The organism is Rathayibacter oskolensis, from assembly GCF_900177245.1.
GTDB classification, from domain to species: Bacteria; Actinomycetota; Actinomycetes; order Actinomycetales; family Microbacteriaceae; genus Rathayibacter; species Rathayibacter oskolensis.
Map to the genome: position 1 here is coordinate 1833863 of NZ_FXBM01000001.1, position 15997 is coordinate 1849859.

Sequence of the window (15997 nt, forward strand, 5' to 3'; positions counted from 1 at the left end):
GAGCCCCGCTTCCGCATCCCGGGCCGGGCAGGCACGCAGGGAACGGTTAGGTTCTCCCACCCTAGTGAACGTAAAGTAGTCAGCCATGCATGTACTCAGCGTGAGCTCCCTCAAGGGCGGCGTCGGCAAGACGACGGTGACCCTCGGCCTCGCCTCCGCGGCGTTCTCGAAGGGTCTGCGAACGCTGGTCGTCGACCTCGATCCGCAGTCGGACGTCTCGACCGGCATGGACATCAATGTCGCCGGTCACCTGAACATCGCCGACGTCCTGACGTCGCCGAAGGAGAAGATCGTCCGCTCGGCGATCGCTCCCTCCGGCTGGACGAAGGAGCACCACGGCACCATCGACGTGCTGATCGGGAGTCCCTCCGCGATCAACTTCGACGGACCGCACCCCAGCATCCGCGACATCTGGAAGCTCGAGGAGGCGCTGGCGAGCGTCGAGGCCGACTACGACCTCGTCCTGATCGACTGCGCACCGTCGCTGAACGCCCTCACGCGCACGGCGTGGGCGGCGAGCGACCGCGTCGCCGTCGTGACCGAGCCGGGCCTGTTCTCGGTGGCGGCCGCCGACCGCGCGCTGCGCGCCATCGAGGAGATCCGCCGCGGCCTCAGTCCCCGGCTCCAGCCTCTCGGCATCATCGTCAACCGCGCCCGAGTGCAGTCCCTCGAGCACCAGTTCCGGATCAAGGAGCTGCGCGACATGTTCGGCCCGCTCGTGCTGAGCCCCCAGCTGCCCGAGCGCACCTCGCTGCAGCAGGCGCAGGGGGCGGCGAAGCCCGTGCACGTCTGGCCGGGTGAGAGCGCCCAGGAGATGGCGCACAACTTCGATCTGCTGCTCGACCGCGTCATCCGCACCGGTCGCATCGGCGAGCAGGTGACGGCGGCCAAGTAGCACGCACGGCATCGGGCGGCGTCGCGGCGGGAGCCGCGGCGCCGTCGTCGTTCGCGGCGTCGTGAGGGTGCGGCCGCCGCGGAACGGGTACGGGACCGACGCTCGTCGCGAGACGGGCCTCGGCACGCCTCCTGCGGCGGCTATCCGACCAGCAGGCTCGCGGCAGGCGCTGCAGCCCGCTGATCGAGTGACCCGCGCAGCGGACTCAACGAGATCCACCTCATCCTGCGTGCGGACGGAGGGTGCGGTCAGCCGACCTTGCGGGAGGCGCGGCGCTGGGCGAGCTCGTCCATCGGGTCGACCGACTGGTGGTCGAGGTCGACGAGGCTCGACTCGACCTCTCGCAGGACCTTGCCGACGGCGATGCCGAAGACGCCCTGACCCCGGCTGAGGAGGTCGATGACCTCGTCGTTGGAGGTGCAGAGGTAGACGCTGGCCCCGTCGCTCATGAGCGTCGTCTGCGCGAGGTCGTCGACTCCCGATTCGCGCAGCTGGTTGACCGCGGTGCGGATCTGCTGCAGCGAGATGCCGGTGTCGAGGAGGCGCTTGACGAGCTTGAGCACGAGGATGTCGCGGAAGCCGTAGAGCCGCTGCGTCCCCGAGCCGGAGGCGCCGCGGACGGTGGGGGCGACCAGTTCGGTGCGAGCCCAGTAGTCGAGCTGGCGGTAGGTGATGCCCGCCGCTCGTGCGGCGACGGCGCCGCGGTAGCCGGCGTTCGCGTCGAGATCGGGGAGTCCGTCGGTGAACAGGACGAGGTCGCGCTGGCCGCTGGTGTCGCGGCTGACTTCTCTCATTCCGTTGCCTCTCGGTTCCGTTCGCCGGATCCTCCGAACGCGCTCCCTACGGTACTCACCCGCGGGTGCCGAGTAAACGACATCCGCTCCGAGGCCGCGGCGTGTCGTCCGCTCGCCGCCGCCGGTCGGACGAGGGGCGTCGGCCCTCTCACGAGCGGGACAGGCGGGTGAGAGCGCTGCGGACCATCGCGCCGCGGATCGTGCCGAGCTGCGCGGCCATCGCCATCGCCGTCTCGGCGGCGCCGGCCGAACCGGAGGCGTCGCCGCGGCGCGCGCTCGACGCGACCACGCTCTCGATGAGCGACATCTCGCGCTCCACCGCCACACGCAGCGGCCGGAGGTGCCTCGGCTCGATACCCGAGCGCCCGAGCTCGACCAGCGCCTTCAGGGTCGTGACGGCCTCGTCGCCGAAGAACTCGCCACCGCGCACGAGCCCGGCGGCGATCGCCTCGGCCACGAGCGCAGCGCTGGCACCCGACTCTGTCGCGAGGCGATCGCGGGTGAGCCTGGTCGCAGGGGCGAGCATCGACGTCGCCGTTCCGCCCACCCCGGCCGGCAGGGAGGGCTCGCGCCCGGCGTCGACGTCGTCGAGGTAGCCGCGGATCACCTTGAGCGGCAGGTAGTGGTCGCGCTGGAGCGCCAGGATCATCCGGAGCCGCTCGACGTCGGTCGCGGAGAACTTGCGGTACCCGGAGTCGGTGCGAGCGGGAGACACGAGCCCCTGCTCCTCGAGGAATCGGAGCTTGGACGGCGTGACGTCGGGGAACTCGGAGGTGAGCCGGGACAGGACCTGCCCGATGCTCAGAAGTGCGGCCGAGCCGGACGGGAGCGCCCTCGCGGTGGTACGGCCCACGGTCTACGCGTCCGGAGCGGCGACGAGGTCGGCGCGGGACGCGTAGAAGGTGAGGCGGAACTTGCCGACCTGGACCTCGGAGCCGTCGGTGAGGAGCGCGGACTCGATCCGGACCCCGTCGAAGTAGGTGCCGTTGAGCGACCCGAGGTCGCGGACCTCGAACGACGTGCCGCGGCGGACGAACTCGGCGTGCCTCCGCGAGACGGTCACGTCGTCGAGGAAGATTCCCGCGTCGGGGTGCCGGCCGACGGTCGTCGAGTCGATGTCGAGGAGGAAGCGCGCGCCCGTGTTGGGGCCGCGGCGCACGACGAGAAGCGCGGACCCCGAGGGGAGCGCTCCGACCGCCTCGGCCTCTTCGCGGGAGGCGCGGTTGTCGAGCGCAGCCAGCTGCGCGCCGATGTCGTCGGTGAACGTGAGCGTCGTGTCTGTCGAGGGCTCGACGGACTCGGACTTCAGCGGTTCGGTGGATGATGCTCCACGCACGGGCTCGACCAAGACGTACCTCCTATCGGTCCAGCGTATCCGAATCGGAGGGGTGCCCGGACGCCGGAATCGCGCCGCGCGCCCCCCGGACGAGATCGCGCGTCTGCACGGCGTAGACGATCCCGGCCCACCAGTAGAGGAACGCTCCCCAGAGCGCGAACGCCCAGGCGATCGGCAGCGACGCCGGGGCGAGCGCCGGGAACGCCTGACCCAGCATGATCAGCGGCAGGGCGTAGAAGAGGCAGAACGTCGCGAACTTGCCCAGGTGGTGCACCGGCAGCGGTCCGTAGCCGTGGTTCGCGAGGATCACCGCGAGCACGACCAGAAGCAGGTCGCGCGCCACGAGCACCGCCACGAGCCACCAGGGGACGAGGTCGCGGAACGCGAGTCCGATGACGGTGGCGAAGATGTAGAGGCGGTCGGCGGCCGGGTCGAGCACGCGGCCGAGGCGCGTCATCTGGTCGAAGCGGCGGGCGATCCAGCCGTCGAGGTAGTCGGTGAGGCTCGAGACGACGAGGGTGACCAGCGCGAGTGCGTCCTCGCCGCGGATGATCAGCACCAGGAACACCGGGACCAGCGCGAGCCGCACCATGCTCAGGATGTTCGGGACCGTCCAGATCCGATCCTCCGCCGCACGCACCATGCCGTCAGCCTACGGCCGCCCCGCGGTGCGCGACCGGCGCGCGACGCGAGCGGGGCGCCTCGGGAGCGGGGCCTCAGCGCTTGTCGCGCCAGACGCGCTCGAAGGGCAGCCGCCAGGCGTGCGGTGCGATCAGCTGGTGGATCGCGTTCGGTCCCCACGAGCCGGGAGCGTAGAGGCGCACGGGCGGCGGGTCCTGGAGGAGCGGCGCCGACACCTCCCACAGGCGCTCGATGCCCTCGGCGGTGGTGAAGAGGGTGTGGTCGCCGCGCATCGCGTCGAGGATCAGGCGCTCATAGGCCTCGAGGGCGTCGCCCGCGCGATCCGTCTCCTGCAGGGCGAACTGCATGCTCAGCTTGTCGAGGCGCATCCCCGGGCCCGGCCGCTTGCCGTAGAAGGAGAGCGAGACCTTGGAGGCGTCGGCCAGGTCGAAGGTGAGGTGGTCCGGTCCGTGGGCACCGACTCCCGAGCCCTGCGGGAACATGCTCTTCGGGGGCTCGCGGAACGCGATCGAGATGATGCGCTGCCCCTCGGCCATCCGCTTGCCGGTGCGGAGGTAGAACGGCACTCCGGCCCAGCGCCAGTTGTCGATCTCGCACTTGAGGGCGACGAACGTGTCGGTCTCGGAGTCGGGCGCGACTCCCGGCTCCTCGCGGTAGCCGATGTACTGGCCGCGCACCACGTTCTCGGGGTTCAGCAGCCGCATCGAGCGGAAGACCTTGTTCTTCTCCTCGCTGATCGCCTGCGGCTCCAGCGCGGTCGGCGGCTCCATCGCCATGAACGCCAGGACCTGGAAGAGGTGCGTGACCACCATGTCCTTGTAGGCGCCGGTCGACTCGTAGAACTCGGCGCGGCGGTCGAGGGTCAGCTTCTCGGGGATGTCGATCTGGACGTGATCGATGAAGTTGCGGTTCCAGATGGGCTCGAACAGGCCGTTGGCGAACCGGAACGCCAGGATGTTCTGGGCCGGCTCCTTGCCGAGGAAGTGGTCGATCCGGAAGATCTGCTCCTCGTCGAACGTCTCGTGCAGCTCGGCGTTGAGGATCACGGCGCTCGCCAGGTCGACGCCGAACGGCTTCTCCATGATGATCCGGGAGCGCTCGACCAGGCCGGCCTCGGCGAGCATCCGCACCACCGAGAGTGCCGCCTTGGGCGGGACGCTGAGGTAGTGCAGGCGGCTGACGTCGGGCCCGAGCACCTTCTCGGCGTCGGTGACCGCCGCGGCGAGGGCGGCCGGACCCGCCGACTGCGGCACGTAGCGCAGCTTCGAGGCGAACTCGTCCCACTGCGCGGGGGTCAGCGAGCGGCTGCCGAACTCGTCGTAGGCGAGCTTCGCGAACGCGCGGAAGGACTCGTCGTCGTGCTCCTCGAGCGAGGTGCCGACGATCTGGAGATCGGGGGCGAGCGAGGAGAGCGCGAGGTGCGCCATGCCCGGGATGAGCTTCCGACGGGACAGATCGCCGACCGCGCCGAAGAGCACCACGACGTGGGGCGCGGCCTGCTCGGTCTGGACTGCGGGCGTGGGGGGTGCGGGAGTCACGGTCACGCGTCGATCATCCCAGGTCGCCCGCCGGAGGTGGTGGCTCGCGGCGGTGGTCGGATCATGACGGCCGCGTCATCCGCCGGATACACAGCATCGCTAAAGTCTGTCGGGTGCCTCCGTTCTCCGACGCGTCAGACGCGCCCGCAGCACCCGTCCCCTCCGCCGACGGGACCGTCGCTCCGCCGATGGACGACCGCATCCGCGGCGACGTCCATCTCCTGGGCGAGCTCCTCGGCCAGGTCCTCCGCGAATCGGGGGATCCGTCCCTCTACGACGACGTCGAGCGGCTCCGGGCCCTCACGATCAGCGCCTACGACAGCGAGCAGGCGGCCGACATGGCGACGGCGGAGGAGTTCGTCGCGTCGCTGACCCTCGATCGCGCCGAGGAGGTGGCCCGCGCCTTCACCTGCTACTTCCACCTCGTGAACGTCGCCGAGGAGTTCCACCGCGTGCGCGTGCTCCGCCGCCGCGAGGCGGACGCGGGCGCGCAGTCGCCCGAGGACTCGATCACCGCGTCGATGACGAGGCTCACCGACGAGCTCGGCGAGGAGGAGGCCCTCGAGCGCCTCTCGCGGCTCGAGTTCCGCCCGGTGCTCACCGCGCACCCGACGGAGGCGCGGCGTCGCGCGGTGGCCTCGACCATCCGCCGCATCAGTGCGCTCCTCGAGCAGCGCGACGACCCGCGGATGGGCGGCGTCGTCCTCGTCGAGAACCGGCGCCGGCTCCTCGCCGAGGTCGACACCCTGTGGCGCACCGCACCGCTGCGGGAGTCGAAGCCCTCGCCGCTGGACGAGGTGCGGACCGCGATGAGCGTGTTCGACGAGTCGCTCTTCTCGGTGCTGCCGCGGGTCTACCGGCGCCTGGACGACGCACTGCTGGGCGACGCCTCCGGGACGAGGACGCCGATCGCGCCGGCCTTCGTGCGCCTGGGCACCTGGATCGGCGGCGACCGCGACGGCAACCCGTTCGTCACCGCCGCCACCACGCTCGAAGCCGTCGACATCGCCTCCGAGCACGTGCTGATCGGGCTCGAGCGCGTCGCGCGCCGGGTGGGTCGCGCGCTGACCCTCGACGCGGCAACCACTCCCCCCTCGGCCGACGTCGAGGCGCTCTGGGCCGCGTGCAGCGAGCGCGACGCGGGGCTCGCCTCCGTGATCGCGGAGCGCTCGCCCAGCGAGACGCACCGCCGCGTGCTGCTCTTCACGGCGGACCGCCTCGCGGCGACCCGCTCCGGAGGCGCCCTCGCCTACGGATCGGCCGCCGAGCTGCTCGCCGATCTGCGCACGCTGCAGGAGTCGCTCGTCGCCGCGGGCGACGTCCGCTCGGCCTACGGCGACCTGCAGAACCTCGTCTGGCAGGTCGAGACCTTCGGGTTCCACCTCGCCGAGATCGAGGTGCGCCAGCACTCGAAGGTGCACCGCGAGACCATCGCCGCGGTCAGGGCCGGCGGCGAGCTCGACGAGCGCAGCGCCGAGGTGCTCTCGGTGTTCCGCGCGATCGCGACCGTCCAGGAGCGCTTCGGCACCGAGGCGGCGCGGCGCTACATCGTCTCGTTCACGCAGTCGGCAGACGACCTGCGGACCGTGTTCGAGCTCGCCGACGCGGCCACCGACGGGCACCCGCCGATCATCGACGCGATCCCGCTGTTCGAGACCTTCGCCGACCTCGACGCCTCGGTCGACATCCTCACCGAGATGATCAGGCTCCCCCAGGTGCGCGCGCGCCTGGAGGCGACCGGGAACCGGCTCGAGGTGATGCTCGGCTACTCCGACTCGTCGAAGGACGTCGGCCCGGTGTCGGCCACCCTCGCGCTCTACGACGCGCAGGCGCGGATCGCGAAGTGGGCGGCCGACGAGGGCATCGTGCTGACCCTCTTCCACGGCCGCGGCGGCGCCCTCGGTCGCGGCGGCGGGCCGGCCAACCGGGCGGTCCTCGCGCAGCCGCCGGGATCGGTCGACGGCCGCTTCAAGCTCACCGAGCAGGGCGAGGTCATCTTCGCCCGCTACGGCAACCCGGACATCGCGACGCGGCACATCGAGCAGGTCGCCGGCGCGACCCTCCTCGCCTCCTCGCCCTCGGTCGGCGAGCGGAACGCCTCGGCCGCCGACCGCTACCGCGACGTCGCCGAGACGATGGACCGGGAGTCGCGCCGCCGCTTCTTCGAGCTCGTCAAGGCCGACGGCTTCGCGCCCTGGTTCGCCAGGGTGACGCCGCAGGAGGAGGTGGGCCTGCTCGCTCTGGGCTCGCGCCCGGCGCGTCGCGGGCTCTCGGTGGAGTCGCTCGAGGACCTGCGCGCGATCCCGTGGGTCTTCGCGTGGACGCAGGCGCGCGTCAATCTGACGGGCTGGTTCGGTCTCGGCACCGCGCTCGACGCCGTCGGCGACCTCGAGCTGCTCCAGGCCGCCTACGCCTCCTGGCCGCTGTTCACGACCATGATCGACAACGTCGAGATGTCGCTGGCGAAGACCGACGAGGGGATCGCCCGGCGCTACCTCGCGCTCGACTCGCGACAGGACCTTGCCGAGCTGGTGCTGGACGAGATGGAGCTGACCCGCCGCTGGGTCCTCTCGATCACGGGCGAGGAGAGCCTCCTGACCGGGCACCGCGTGCTCGGCCGCGCCGTACGGCTGCGCACCCCCTACGTCAACGCGCTGTCGCTGCTGCAGCTGCGGGCCCTGCGGGCCCTCCGCACCGACCCGGGCGGCTCGGGGACCGAGCAGAACCAGCGGCTGCTGCTGCTGGCCGTCAACGGCGTGGCGGCGGGACTGCAGAACACGGGGTGATCGGCGCCCCCGGAACGACGGAACCCCCGGTGGCCTGTGCGGCTGCCGGGGGTTCCGTCGTATCGGGCTCCTGGGTCAGATCTGGGCGCCGTCGTCGAAGGTCTGCGGGGCGCCGGCCTCCTGGGCGGCCTTCGCCTCCTCGTACTGGCGGCGGACGTCGTCCATGTCGAGGCCGCGGACCTGCTCGATGAGGTTGTCGAGCGCCGGCGCGGGCAGAGCGCCGGGCTGCGCCATCAGGGGGATGCCGTCGCGGTAGACGACGAGGGTCGGAATCGACGAGATGCCGTAGCTCGCGGCGAGCTGCTGCTGGTCCTCCGTGTCGACCTTCGCGAAGGTGATGTCGGAGTTCTTCTCGCTCGACGCCTCGAAGACGGGGGCGAACTGACGACACGGGCCGCACCAGGCGGCCCAGAAGTCGATGAGGACGATGCCGTCGGAGACGGTCTGGTCGTGGGAGTCGAGAGTCATCGCGGTCGTGGCCATGAGGGGTGCAACCGGGCCGGAGCGCGAGCTATTCCCCGCGGATCCGCTCCCCGTCGAGGAGCTCGAGCAGCGTGCGGGGGCCGAGAGCCGAGGCGCCGAGCGCCTCGATCCGGATGATCAGTCCGCGGTCGGCGGTGACGACGCGGGCGGGAGCGTCCAGCGCCGCGACGAGGTCGACGATCGCGTCGTCGCCCGACCCGCTCGCCGACTCGACCGCGAGGCGGCCCCTCGGAGCCGACGCGATCGCCGTCACCGCATCCGCTCCGCGCGCCTGCCCCTCGAGGACGACGACGATGCGCGGCCAGACGGTGTCGACGGCCACGCCCAGGGTGGCGCCCGGCACACCCGTCGCCGCGAGACGGCCGAGCGACTCGAGGAGGCGCCGGGCGGCTCCCGCGCGATCGCGCCACCAGCCGTCGGGCCGGGAGCCGACGACGTTCGCCGCATCGACGACGAGGACGGGCAGGTCGTCGTCGAGCCGGCGGAGACCGGCCCACGCGGCGGCGAAGCCGGGGTGCAGCGGGAGCGCGTCGACGTCGTCCGGGGCGACCCAGCGCAGCTCCTGGCTCTCGGCGTCCGTGATCCGCGGTTCGAAGTGCTCGAGCGCCTCCGCGAGGACGGTCGTGTAGCTCCACGGGGCGATGGTGACGACGCTCGCGACCAGCGGCAGGATCAGCGCGGTGGGGACGCCCGCCTCCTCCGCCGACTCGCGGAGGGCCGCCTCGAACGCCGACTCGCCGGGGTGCCGGGCACCGCCGGGCAGCCCCCAGGTGTCGCCGAAGTGGCTCCAGCTCACGCGGTGCTGCAGGAGGACACGGCCGTCGGGGTCGCGGAGCAGGAGTCCCGCGGCTCCGAAGCGGCCCCAGAACCGGCGCCCGTCGCCGATCTCGACCCAGCCGTCGCCCAGAGCGGGGTCGAAGTGCGGGCGCGGGAACACGGCGTCACCGCCGGTGTCGTCGCCCGTCATGCCCTCCAGCCTCCCACACCGGGCCGGGTCGGCCGGACCGTCGATCGTCGGCTCCGATGGCAGAATCGGACGATGCGCCGCTCGAGAGTCCTCCCCCTCGCGACGCTCGCCTACCTCGTCGTGATCGCGCTGATCACGCTCACGCCGGCCCCGTACCCGCCGGGTGAGCCCTCCGCGATCGTCCGCGCGATCATCGCGTTCCTGGGCTCGACTCCGCTCACCGCGTGGTTCGACTACGACGTGGCCGAGTTCACGGCGAACGTGCTGATGTTCGTGCCGCTCGGAGCGCTGCTCGCCGCGCAGCTGCCCGCGCGGCGCCGGCTGCTCGCTGCCGTGATCGGCCTCGGCGTGTCGGTGCTGATCGAGACGGCGCAGCTGCTCCTCCTGCCCTCGCGCGTCGCCGACGTCCGCGACCTGATCTCGAACGGACTCGGATCGCTGGTGGGCGCCGCACTGACCGCTGCCCTGCTCCCCCGACTCGCCCTCCGGAAGGACCGCACCGACCATGCCCGCTGACACCCTCGTCCGACTCGCCCGCCCCTCCCTCGACGCCGGCGGAGACGACGCCGCCTCCGGGTCGACCCTCGATCCGAGCGGCACCGGCGGGATCGACGCCACCGACCTCGGCTTCACGCGCGGCGACGGCGTCTTCGAGACCATCAACCTCGTCGACGGCCGCCTGCAGGCGCTCGACGCGCACCTGGACCGCTTCGAGCGGTCGGCCGCGATGCTCGAGCTGCCCCGACCGGACCGCGCGGCGTGGCTCGACGCGATCGGGCTCGCGGTGGCCGAGCACCCGCGCGTTCCGGAGGCGATGGTGAAGACCGTCCTGACCCGCGGTGTCGAGGGGGACGACCGGCCCACGGGCCTGGTGTTCGTGCAGACCAGCCCCGACTTCACGGCCGCCCGGCGGGACGGCGTGCGGATCGTGCTGCTGGACCGCGGGCTGCGCTCGGACGTGCAGGAGACCTCGCCCTGGCTCCTGGCCGGCGCGAAGACCCTCTCGTACGCCGTCAACAGGGCGGCGTCGAGGGAGGCGGTGCGACGGGGAGCGGACGACGCCCTCTTCGTCTCGACCGACGGCTTCCTCCTGGAGGGGCCGACCTCGAACCTGGTGCTGCTGCTCGGGGGCGCGCTCGTGACTCCGCCGCCGACCCTCGGGCTCCTGCCGGGAACCACCCAGGCCGACCTGTTCGCGCTGGCCGGAGGGCTCGGCCTCGGCAGCGCCTACCGGCCCGTCCGCGCCGGGGATCTGGAGACCGCGGAGTCGGCGTGGCTCGTCTCGAGCGCGCGCAACGCGGCGCCGATCCGCGAGGTCGACGGCCGCCCGCGCGCCGTCGACTCCGCGCTCTCGGCGCGGATCAACGCGGCGCTGCTCGGCCGCTGACGGCGACCAGCGGGACGCACCGCCCTGCGGGCGGGCATCCCGCTTGGAGGACCTCGGTCAGGAGAGTCCGTCGACGTCGGCCGGGCCACGGCTGATCAGGCCGCCGCGCACCTCCTGGACCGTGGGATCGAGCTGGACGCCCTCGCGCTGGTCGGCGGCCTCGTCGTTGATGACGGCCGTGACCAGGCCCCGCCAGTCGGTTCCCTCGGCGACCGCGTCGTCGGAGCCGATCCTGCGGGTCACGAAGACCGCCTCCGACTCCTCGCCGGAGTGGGAGATGATCGCCAGCACGCCGACGGAGCGACCGTCGGGGTGACGGATCGTCCACTCCTCGTGAGCGGAGGGCACCAGGGAGTACTCCGTCCCCGCGCGATCGAAGGCGGTGGGCCGGAGCTCGGACGGCGAGCCGCTGTGCTCGGGGGCGCCGCGGGTGGGGATCCCGGGGTCGCCGTCCGCTGTCATGCCTACGTCGCTCATGCTGAGACCTCGTTCATGGTGGAACCTCCTTGTCGGCGGCCAGTGTAGGACCGCGTGGTGTGGGCACCCGGGGCGTGTCCCGCCCCGAGAGTGCTTCGTAGACTGTCGGGATGCAGATCCCGGTGACAGGCGCGGCGCGGGTGGACGCCTGGCTGTGGGCGATCCGGATCTACAAGACCCGGTCCGCCGCCACCGCCGCGGCCCGTGCGGGCCACATCCGGGTGAACGGCGAGCGGGCCAAGGCCGCGCAGACGGTCCGCGTCGGCGACGAGGTGCGCGCGCGCATCGGCGGGTTCGATCGCGAGCTCGTGGTCCGCGGTCTGGTCGTGAAGCGGGTCGGCGCACCGGTCGCCGCGGAGTGCTTCGAGGACCGCACTCCCCCGCCCCCGCCGCGCGAGGCCGCTCCCGCCGTGATCGCGCGCGACCGCGGCGCCGGCCGGCCGACGAAGCGTGATCGTCGCGACATCGAGAGGCTCCGCGGCTTCTGACGTCAGGGCGCGAGCGCTCGGACTCGCGTCAGCAGGTCCTCCGCGACCTCGTCGAGGAAGCGCTGCTGCAGGGCGTCGCCCACCTGGACCAGGGCGATGTCGGTGAATCCGGCCTCGAGGTAGGGCACGAAGCTCTCGGCGAGTTCGTCGAGATCGGGGCCGCACGCGATCTGCTCGGCGACGTCCTCGGGCCGGACGAACCGGCTCGCTCCCGCGAACCCGGCGGGGGTCGGCAGGTCGGCGTTGACCGACCAGCCGCCGGCGAACCAGCGGAACTGCTCGTGCGCGAGTGCGACCGCCTGCTCCTTGTCGGGAGCCCAGCAGATCGGGATCTGGCCGATCGTGCGCGACGGAGCGGCGTCGGCCCCGCGCACCGCAGTCCACTGCGCGATCAGGTCGGCGTCGGGCTCGGTGGTGACGAGGTGGTCGCCGAGCGGGGCGAAGCGCTCGATCGACTTCTCGCCCGAGACGGCGAGTCCGATCTCGACGGGCGCGTCGGGGAGGTCCCAGATGCGGGCGGAGTCGACGCGGAAGTAGGCGCCCTCCCAGGTGACGAGCTCGCCGGTGTGCAGCGCGCGGATGATGTGCACCGCCTCCTCGAGCATGTCCTGGCGGACCGATACGACCGGCCAGCCCTCGCCCACGACGTGCTCGTTGAGGTTCTCCCCCGAACCGAGCCCCAGCGTGAAGCGGCCGTCCGAGAGGATCGCGAGCGTCGCCGCCTTCTGCGCGACGACCGCCGGGTGGTAGCGGACGGTCGGCGCGGTGACGTAGGTCATCAGGTCGATCGTCGACGTGGCCTGCGCGACGGCGCCGAGCATCGTCCAGGCGTAGGAGGCGTGCCCCTGCTCCGTCAGCCACGGCGAGTAGTGATCGCTCGAGACCGCGAACTCGAAGCCCAGCCTCTCGGCGTCGACGGCGTAGCCGACCAACTGCTTGGGGCCGCTCTGCTCGGTCATCAGGATGTAGCCGATGCGCACCATGGTCCGTCCTCGTTCCGCTCGTCGGTGGGTGCCGGTGGGCACTCGACCATGGTCGGCGGCGGAGTCGGGGGCGGGTACCCCTTGCAGTGACGCGGCGGCGAGGCTATCCGCGCGTCAGACGAAGCGGACGCGGCTCTGCACGCGCGTGCGCACCTCGAACGACTCGCCGTAGCCGCCGAGCCTCGGGTCGTCGGTGCCGGAGCGCAGCAGCTGCGGCAGCAGGGAGCGGCGGATGACGACCGCTCCCTGGTGGCGCCCGCGCTCGACCTGCTCGAAGGGCTGGTCGAGCGCGTCGTCGGGCACGACCACGACGCTCGCCGAGAAGCGGACGCCGAGCTCGCGGCCGAGGCGGCGGGCCGCCTTCGACAGGGAGGCGAGGGGCTTCTCGTCTTCGGCGATGCCCGGGCCCTCGAGCTCGCCCTTGCGCAGGCGCACCGCATCGCCCCAGTCGGCGGAGGTGAGCGCGAGGAGGCCGGACGGGCCGAGGACCAGGTGGTCGATCTTCAGACCGCCGTCGCCCACGGCGACGTCGTTCCAGATCGTGTAGGCGATGCCGAGCGCGCCGACCAGGGCGGCCGTCGCCTCCTCGGCCTGGGCCTTCGCGAGCCAGGAGCGCACCTCCCGGGGGGCTGAGCGCACGAGAGCCGGGTCGAACGGATCCTCGAGCTCGACACCTCGACCGGCCCACTCGCGCACCAGCCGGAGGTAGTACTCGCGGGCCGCGCCTCCCGGGTGGCCGTAGGAGCGGGCGCGCACGGCGGACGCCGTCGGGCGGGACGACCCCGTGTAGGGCTGCTGGGGCGACTGCGGGCCCGCGGCGGGAGCACCGCGGTCGTAGTCGTTGCGGGCGTTCGCGCTGCCGATGCGCTCCCAGGCGAGCTGGACCGCGTGGAACGAGGCGGCGTCGCCTCCGGTGTCGGGGTGCGTCTCGCGCAGGAGGCGGCGGTAGGCCCGGCGCAGCTCGTCGTCGGACGCGGTGGCGGCGACGCCCAGCACCTCGTAGGGAGTGCGGGCGGCGTGACTGTCTGGCATGTGCTTCCGGAGGGTCGAGGGCGGTGCGGGCACCGGGTCCTCGAGTGTATCGGAGCCCTCCGAGCGCCCGATGGGAGCGAGCACCACGGACGCTCGGAACCGGCCGAGGGGCCAGCGAAGTCATCGACTCCGGATCAGCGAGCCGCGAGGAGCTCGCGCACCCGCGGGACGACCCGCGTCCCGTAGAGCTCGATGTTGTGCATGATCGCGGAGTGCGGGAGCGTGCCCGCGCTGTACTTCAGATCGAAGCGGTCGATGCCGAGCGCGTCGACCGTGCTCGCGATCTTCTGCGCCACCGTCTCGGGCGAGCCGAGGTGCAGGGCGCCGTCGGGGCCCGCCTCCTCGTCGAAGCGGTCGCGGGTCATCGGCGACCAGCCGCGCTCGCGGCCGATGGCGTCCATCATCGCCTTGTGGTGCGGGTAGTAGAGCTCGCGCGCCTCGTCGTCGGTGTCGGCGATGAAGCCCGGGGAGTGCACGGCGACCGGGAGGCGCGGCTGCTCGAGCTGGTCGAGCGCGCGGCCGAAGAGGTCGACGTAGGGACGGAACCGTGCGGGCGAGCCTCCGATGATCGCGAGGACCAGCGGGAAGCCGAAGCGCGCGGCGCGGACCACCGACTCCGGGCTGCCGCCGACGCCGATCCAGGTGCGCAGCGGGCCGTTCTCGACCGTGGGGTAGACGTTCTGCTCGGTCAGCGCGGGGCGGGTCTTCCCCTGCCAGGTGACGGGGCCGCCCTGGACGAGGGCGTGGAAGAGCTCGAGCTTCTCCTCGAAGAGAAGCTCGTACTGCGAGAGGTCGAAGCCGAACAGCGGGAACGACTCGGTGAAGGAGCCGCGGCCGAGGATGACCTCCGCGCGGCCGTTCGAGATGCCGTCGAGGGTGGCGAAGCGCTGGTAGACCCGCACGGGGTCGTCGGAGGAGAGGACGGTGACCGCCGAGCCGAGGTGGATGCGCTCGGTCCTGGCCGCGATCGCGGCGAGCACCACGTCGGGGGCGCTCACGGCGAAGTCGGCGCGGTGGTGCTCGCCCACTCCGAAGAAGTCGAGGCCGACCTGATCGGCGAGGACGCCCTCCTCGACGACGTCGCGGAGGACCTGTCCGTGCGGGAGCGGGGTGCCGTCGGCATCCGCCGTGACGTCTCCGAAGGTGTCGACACCGAACTTGATTTCATGCGTACTCATGGACTTCTGCAACCTCCTGCGGTCGTCGGCTATTCCTCGGGGACGATCCCGGCGGCGACGGCCGGTTCGCGGTAGGCGCGGGCGAGCGAGGCGACGGTGTCGTGGGCGTTCAGGCCGCTCGGGTTCGGCAGCACCCAGAGCGGGACCCCGGCGATCCCCTCCTCCTGGCGTCCCTGCGCCGCACTGCGCCGGCCGAACGCCGCGCGGTAGGCGGTGATGCCGACCATCGCGACGGCGCGGGGCCGCACCCGCTCCACGGTGGCGACGAGGCGCTGCGCACCCGCCAGCAGCTCCTCCGGCGCGAGCTCGTCGGCCCGTGCGGTCGCCCGCGAGGCGAGGTTGGTGATGCCGACGCCGCGCTCGATCAGCATGCGGCGGTCGGCCGCGCTCATCCCCTCCGAGACGCGCAGCGGGTGCTCGAGGATGCCGGCGGCGAGCAGGGCGGGATAGAAGCGGTTGCCGGGGTGCGCGAAGTGGGCGCCCGTGGCCGCGGTCCAGAGACCCGGGTTGATGCCGACGAACAGGAGCCGCACGTCGCCGCCGAGGAGGTCCTCGACGGTGCGGTCGCGGTACGACGCGAGCTCCGCGCGGGTGAAGGGCATGGCTCCATCCTGCCCTCGCGGGGTGGGTCGCGCCGCCACCGCAAGGTCTCGCCGTCGCTCGGGCCGAGTGTGAGCATGGAGGCATGACGAACGCATCCCAGGACCACCCGATCCAGCACGGCAGCGACGACGCCCTCCTCGACGAGAAGCTGCGCGGCGTGCTGCTGCAGGTCGCCGGCGACTCCCAGCTGCGGCCGGAGGAGGACGTCGAAGCGCTCCTGCGGCAGCGGCTGCGCGACACGCGCATCGAGATCCCGGAGGCGAGCATCCCGGGCCTGGCGAAGCGGATCCCCGGCCTGATGCAGCGCGGCGGCGGCGATCTGAGCCCCGGAGCGCACTGACTCCCGGAATCGGTTCCACCAGGAAGGCCGATCGCGCGGAAGCGCGGGATCTGCGGCGATCCCCCTCC

General features: G+C 72.4%; 18 protein-coding genes. 6 read left to right on the forward strand and 12 right to left on the reverse strand.

The annotated features are described in order from the left end of the window. Window positions 1–85 precede the first annotated feature (85 nt). Window positions 86–895, forward strand: a complete 810-nt coding sequence (locus B9Y99_RS08715; protein ID WP_056043158.1) for a ParA family protein — start codon at window positions 86–88, stop codon at window positions 893–895. Window positions 896–1143: 248 nt separating this feature from the next. Here B9Y99_RS08715 and B9Y99_RS08720 read toward each other — a convergent pair whose 3' ends face one another. The 5 genes from B9Y99_RS08720 to zwf form a co-directional block, all read right to left on the reverse strand. Then, entirely contained in the window at window positions 1144–1689 is a 546-nt protein-coding gene (locus B9Y99_RS08720; RefSeq protein WP_085476079.1) for a MerR family transcriptional regulator, read from the reverse strand. Window positions 1690–1837: 148 nt separating this feature from the next. Beyond that, a complete protein-coding gene (gene ftsR / locus B9Y99_RS08725; protein ID WP_085476080.1) occupies window positions 1838–2542 on the reverse strand; it encodes a transcriptional regulator FtsR in 705 nt (234 codons plus the stop codon). A 3-nt stretch (window positions 2543–2545) separates the two neighbouring features. Further along, entirely contained in the window at window positions 2546–2998 is a 453-nt protein-coding gene (locus B9Y99_RS08730) for an FHA domain-containing protein (RefSeq protein ID WP_244274850.1), read from the reverse strand. Window positions 2999–3047: 49 nt separating this feature from the next. After that, entirely contained in the window at window positions 3048–3668 is a 621-nt protein-coding gene (locus tag B9Y99_RS08735) for a CDP-alcohol phosphatidyltransferase family protein (protein WP_085476081.1), read from the reverse strand. A gap of 73 nt (window positions 3669–3741) precedes the next feature. After that, entirely contained in the window at window positions 3742–5205 is a 1464-nt protein-coding gene (zwf, locus tag B9Y99_RS08740; protein ID WP_085476324.1) for a glucose-6-phosphate dehydrogenase, read from the reverse strand. Between the two features lie 188 nt (window positions 5206–5393). On the opposite strand from zwf, the gene B9Y99_RS08745 reads away from it, so the two are divergent. Beyond that, window positions 5394–7991 carry a phosphoenolpyruvate carboxylase gene (locus B9Y99_RS08745; RefSeq protein WP_085476325.1) on the forward strand — a complete coding sequence of 866 codons (2598 nt, stop codon included), beginning with the start codon at window positions 5394–5396 and terminating at the stop codon, window positions 7989–7991. Window positions 7992–8066: 75 nt separating this feature from the next. Here the strand turns inward: B9Y99_RS08745 and trxA are convergent, their stop codons facing one another. Both trxA and B9Y99_RS08755 read right to left on the reverse strand, forming a co-directional pair. Further along, the gene (gene trxA / locus B9Y99_RS08750; RefSeq protein WP_085476082.1) at window positions 8067–8474 is read right to left on the reverse strand and encodes a thioredoxin; all 408 of its coding nucleotides are present in this window, start codon (window positions 8472–8474) and stop codon (window positions 8067–8069) included. A 28-nt stretch (window positions 8475–8502) separates the two neighbouring features. Continuing rightward, window positions 8503–9441 carry an NUDIX hydrolase gene (locus B9Y99_RS08755; protein WP_085476083.1) on the reverse strand — a complete coding sequence of 313 codons (939 nt, stop codon included), beginning with the start codon at window positions 9439–9441 and terminating at the stop codon, window positions 8503–8505. Window positions 9442–9513: 72 nt separating this feature from the next. Here B9Y99_RS08755 and B9Y99_RS08760 point away from each other — a divergent pair, with 72 nt between their 5' ends. After that, window positions 9514–9957, forward strand: a complete 444-nt coding sequence (locus B9Y99_RS08760) for a VanZ family protein (RefSeq protein ID WP_085476084.1) — start codon at window positions 9514–9516, stop codon at window positions 9955–9957. Further along, the gene (locus tag B9Y99_RS08765) at window positions 9947–10828 is read left to right on the forward strand and encodes an aminotransferase class IV (RefSeq protein WP_085476085.1); all 882 of its coding nucleotides are present in this window, start codon (window positions 9947–9949) and stop codon (window positions 10826–10828) included. The genes B9Y99_RS08760 and B9Y99_RS08765 overlap by 11 nt, the downstream gene beginning before the upstream one ends. A gap of 57 nt (window positions 10829–10885) precedes the next feature. On the opposite strand, the gene B9Y99_RS08770 is transcribed toward B9Y99_RS08765, so the two are convergent. Beyond that, window positions 10886–11305, reverse strand: coding sequence for a hypothetical protein (locus B9Y99_RS08770; protein ID WP_129587940.1), 420 nt, complete (start codon window positions 11303–11305; stop codon window positions 10886–10888). A 110-nt stretch (window positions 11306–11415) separates the two neighbouring features. On the opposite strand from B9Y99_RS08770, the gene B9Y99_RS08775 reads away from it, so the two are divergent. After that, window positions 11416–11793: an RNA-binding S4 domain-containing protein gene (locus B9Y99_RS08775; protein WP_085476087.1), complete on the forward strand. Its 378-nt coding sequence runs from the start codon at window positions 11416–11418 to the stop codon at window positions 11791–11793. A gap of 2 nt (window positions 11794–11795) precedes the next feature. Here B9Y99_RS08775 and B9Y99_RS08780 read toward each other — a convergent pair whose 3' ends face one another. The 4 genes from B9Y99_RS08780 to B9Y99_RS08795 all read right to left on the reverse strand — a co-directional run bounded on the left by B9Y99_RS08780 (window position 11796) and on the right by B9Y99_RS08795 (window position 15588). After that, window positions 11796–12776 (reverse strand): TIGR03557 family F420-dependent LLM class oxidoreductase, encoded by a 981-nt coding sequence (locus B9Y99_RS08780; RefSeq protein ID WP_085476088.1) that lies wholly within the window; start codon window positions 12774–12776, stop codon window positions 11796–11798. A 114-nt stretch (window positions 12777–12890) separates the two neighbouring features. After that, a complete protein-coding gene (locus tag B9Y99_RS08785) occupies window positions 12891–13808 on the reverse strand; it encodes a J domain-containing protein (protein WP_085476326.1) in 918 nt (305 codons plus the stop codon). A gap of 134 nt (window positions 13809–13942) precedes the next feature. Then, window positions 13943–14986 carry an LLM class flavin-dependent oxidoreductase gene (locus tag B9Y99_RS08790; protein ID WP_085476089.1) on the reverse strand — a complete coding sequence of 348 codons (1044 nt, stop codon included), beginning with the start codon at window positions 14984–14986 and terminating at the stop codon, window positions 13943–13945. A gap of 29 nt (window positions 14987–15015) precedes the next feature. Further along, on the reverse strand, window positions 15016–15588 hold the full coding sequence (locus tag B9Y99_RS08795) for a mismatch-specific DNA-glycosylase (protein WP_085476090.1): 573 nt from the start codon (window positions 15586–15588) through the stop codon (window positions 15016–15018). A gap of 83 nt (window positions 15589–15671) precedes the next feature. Between B9Y99_RS08795 and B9Y99_RS08800 the strand changes: the two genes are divergently transcribed. Beyond that, window positions 15672–15929, forward strand: coding sequence for a hypothetical protein (locus tag B9Y99_RS08800; protein ID WP_085476091.1), 258 nt, complete (start codon window positions 15672–15674; stop codon window positions 15927–15929). The last annotated feature ends 68 nt before the right edge of the window (window positions 15930–15997 follow it).

Bases quoted from the DNA above. Each gene is read 5' to 3' on its own strand.
- B9Y99_RS08715 (WP_056043158.1), top strand. From the start codon at position 86: ATGCATGTACTCAGCGTGAGCTCCCTCAAGGGCGGCGTCGGCAAGACG.
- B9Y99_RS08720 (WP_085476079.1), bottom strand. From the start codon at position 1,689: ATGAGAGAAGTCAGCCGCGACACCAGCGGCCAGCGCGACCTCGTCCTG.
- B9Y99_RS08735 (WP_085476081.1), bottom strand. From the start codon at position 3,668: ATGGTGCGTGCGGCGGAGGATCGGATCTGGACGGTCCCGAACATCCTG.
- B9Y99_RS08745 (WP_085476325.1), top strand. From the start codon at position 5,394: ATGGACGACCGCATCCGCGGCGACGTCCATCTCCTGGGCGAGCTCCTC.
- trxA (WP_085476082.1), bottom strand. From the start codon at position 8,474: ATGGCCACGACCGCGATGACTCTCGACTCCCACGACCAGACCGTCTCC.
- B9Y99_RS08755 (WP_085476083.1), bottom strand. From the start codon at position 9,441: ATGACGGGCGACGACACCGGCGGTGACGCCGTGTTCCCGCGCCCGCAC.
- B9Y99_RS08760 (WP_085476084.1), top strand. From the start codon at position 9,514: ATGCGCCGCTCGAGAGTCCTCCCCCTCGCGACGCTCGCCTACCTCGTC.
- B9Y99_RS08765 (WP_085476085.1), top strand. From the start codon at position 9,947: ATGCCCGCTGACACCCTCGTCCGACTCGCCCGCCCCTCCCTCGACGCC.
- B9Y99_RS08770 (WP_129587940.1), bottom strand. From the start codon at position 11,305: ATGAGCGACGTAGGCATGACAGCGGACGGCGACCCCGGGATCCCCACC.
- B9Y99_RS08775 (WP_085476087.1), top strand. From the start codon at position 11,416: ATGCAGATCCCGGTGACAGGCGCGGCGCGGGTGGACGCCTGGCTGTGG.
- B9Y99_RS08780 (WP_085476088.1), bottom strand. From the start codon at position 12,776: ATGGTGCGCATCGGCTACATCCTGATGACCGAGCAGAGCGGCCCCAAG.
- B9Y99_RS08785 (WP_085476326.1), bottom strand. From the start codon at position 13,808: ATGCCAGACAGTCACGCCGCCCGCACTCCCTACGAGGTGCTGGGCGTC.
- B9Y99_RS08790 (WP_085476089.1), bottom strand. From the start codon at position 14,986: ATGAGTACGCATGAAATCAAGTTCGGTGTCGACACCTTCGGAGACGTC.
- B9Y99_RS08795 (WP_085476090.1), bottom strand. From the start codon at position 15,588: ATGCCCTTCACCCGCGCGGAGCTCGCGTCGTACCGCGACCGCACCGTC.
- B9Y99_RS08800 (WP_085476091.1), top strand. From the start codon at position 15,672: ATGACGAACGCATCCCAGGACCACCCGATCCAGCACGGCAGCGACGAC.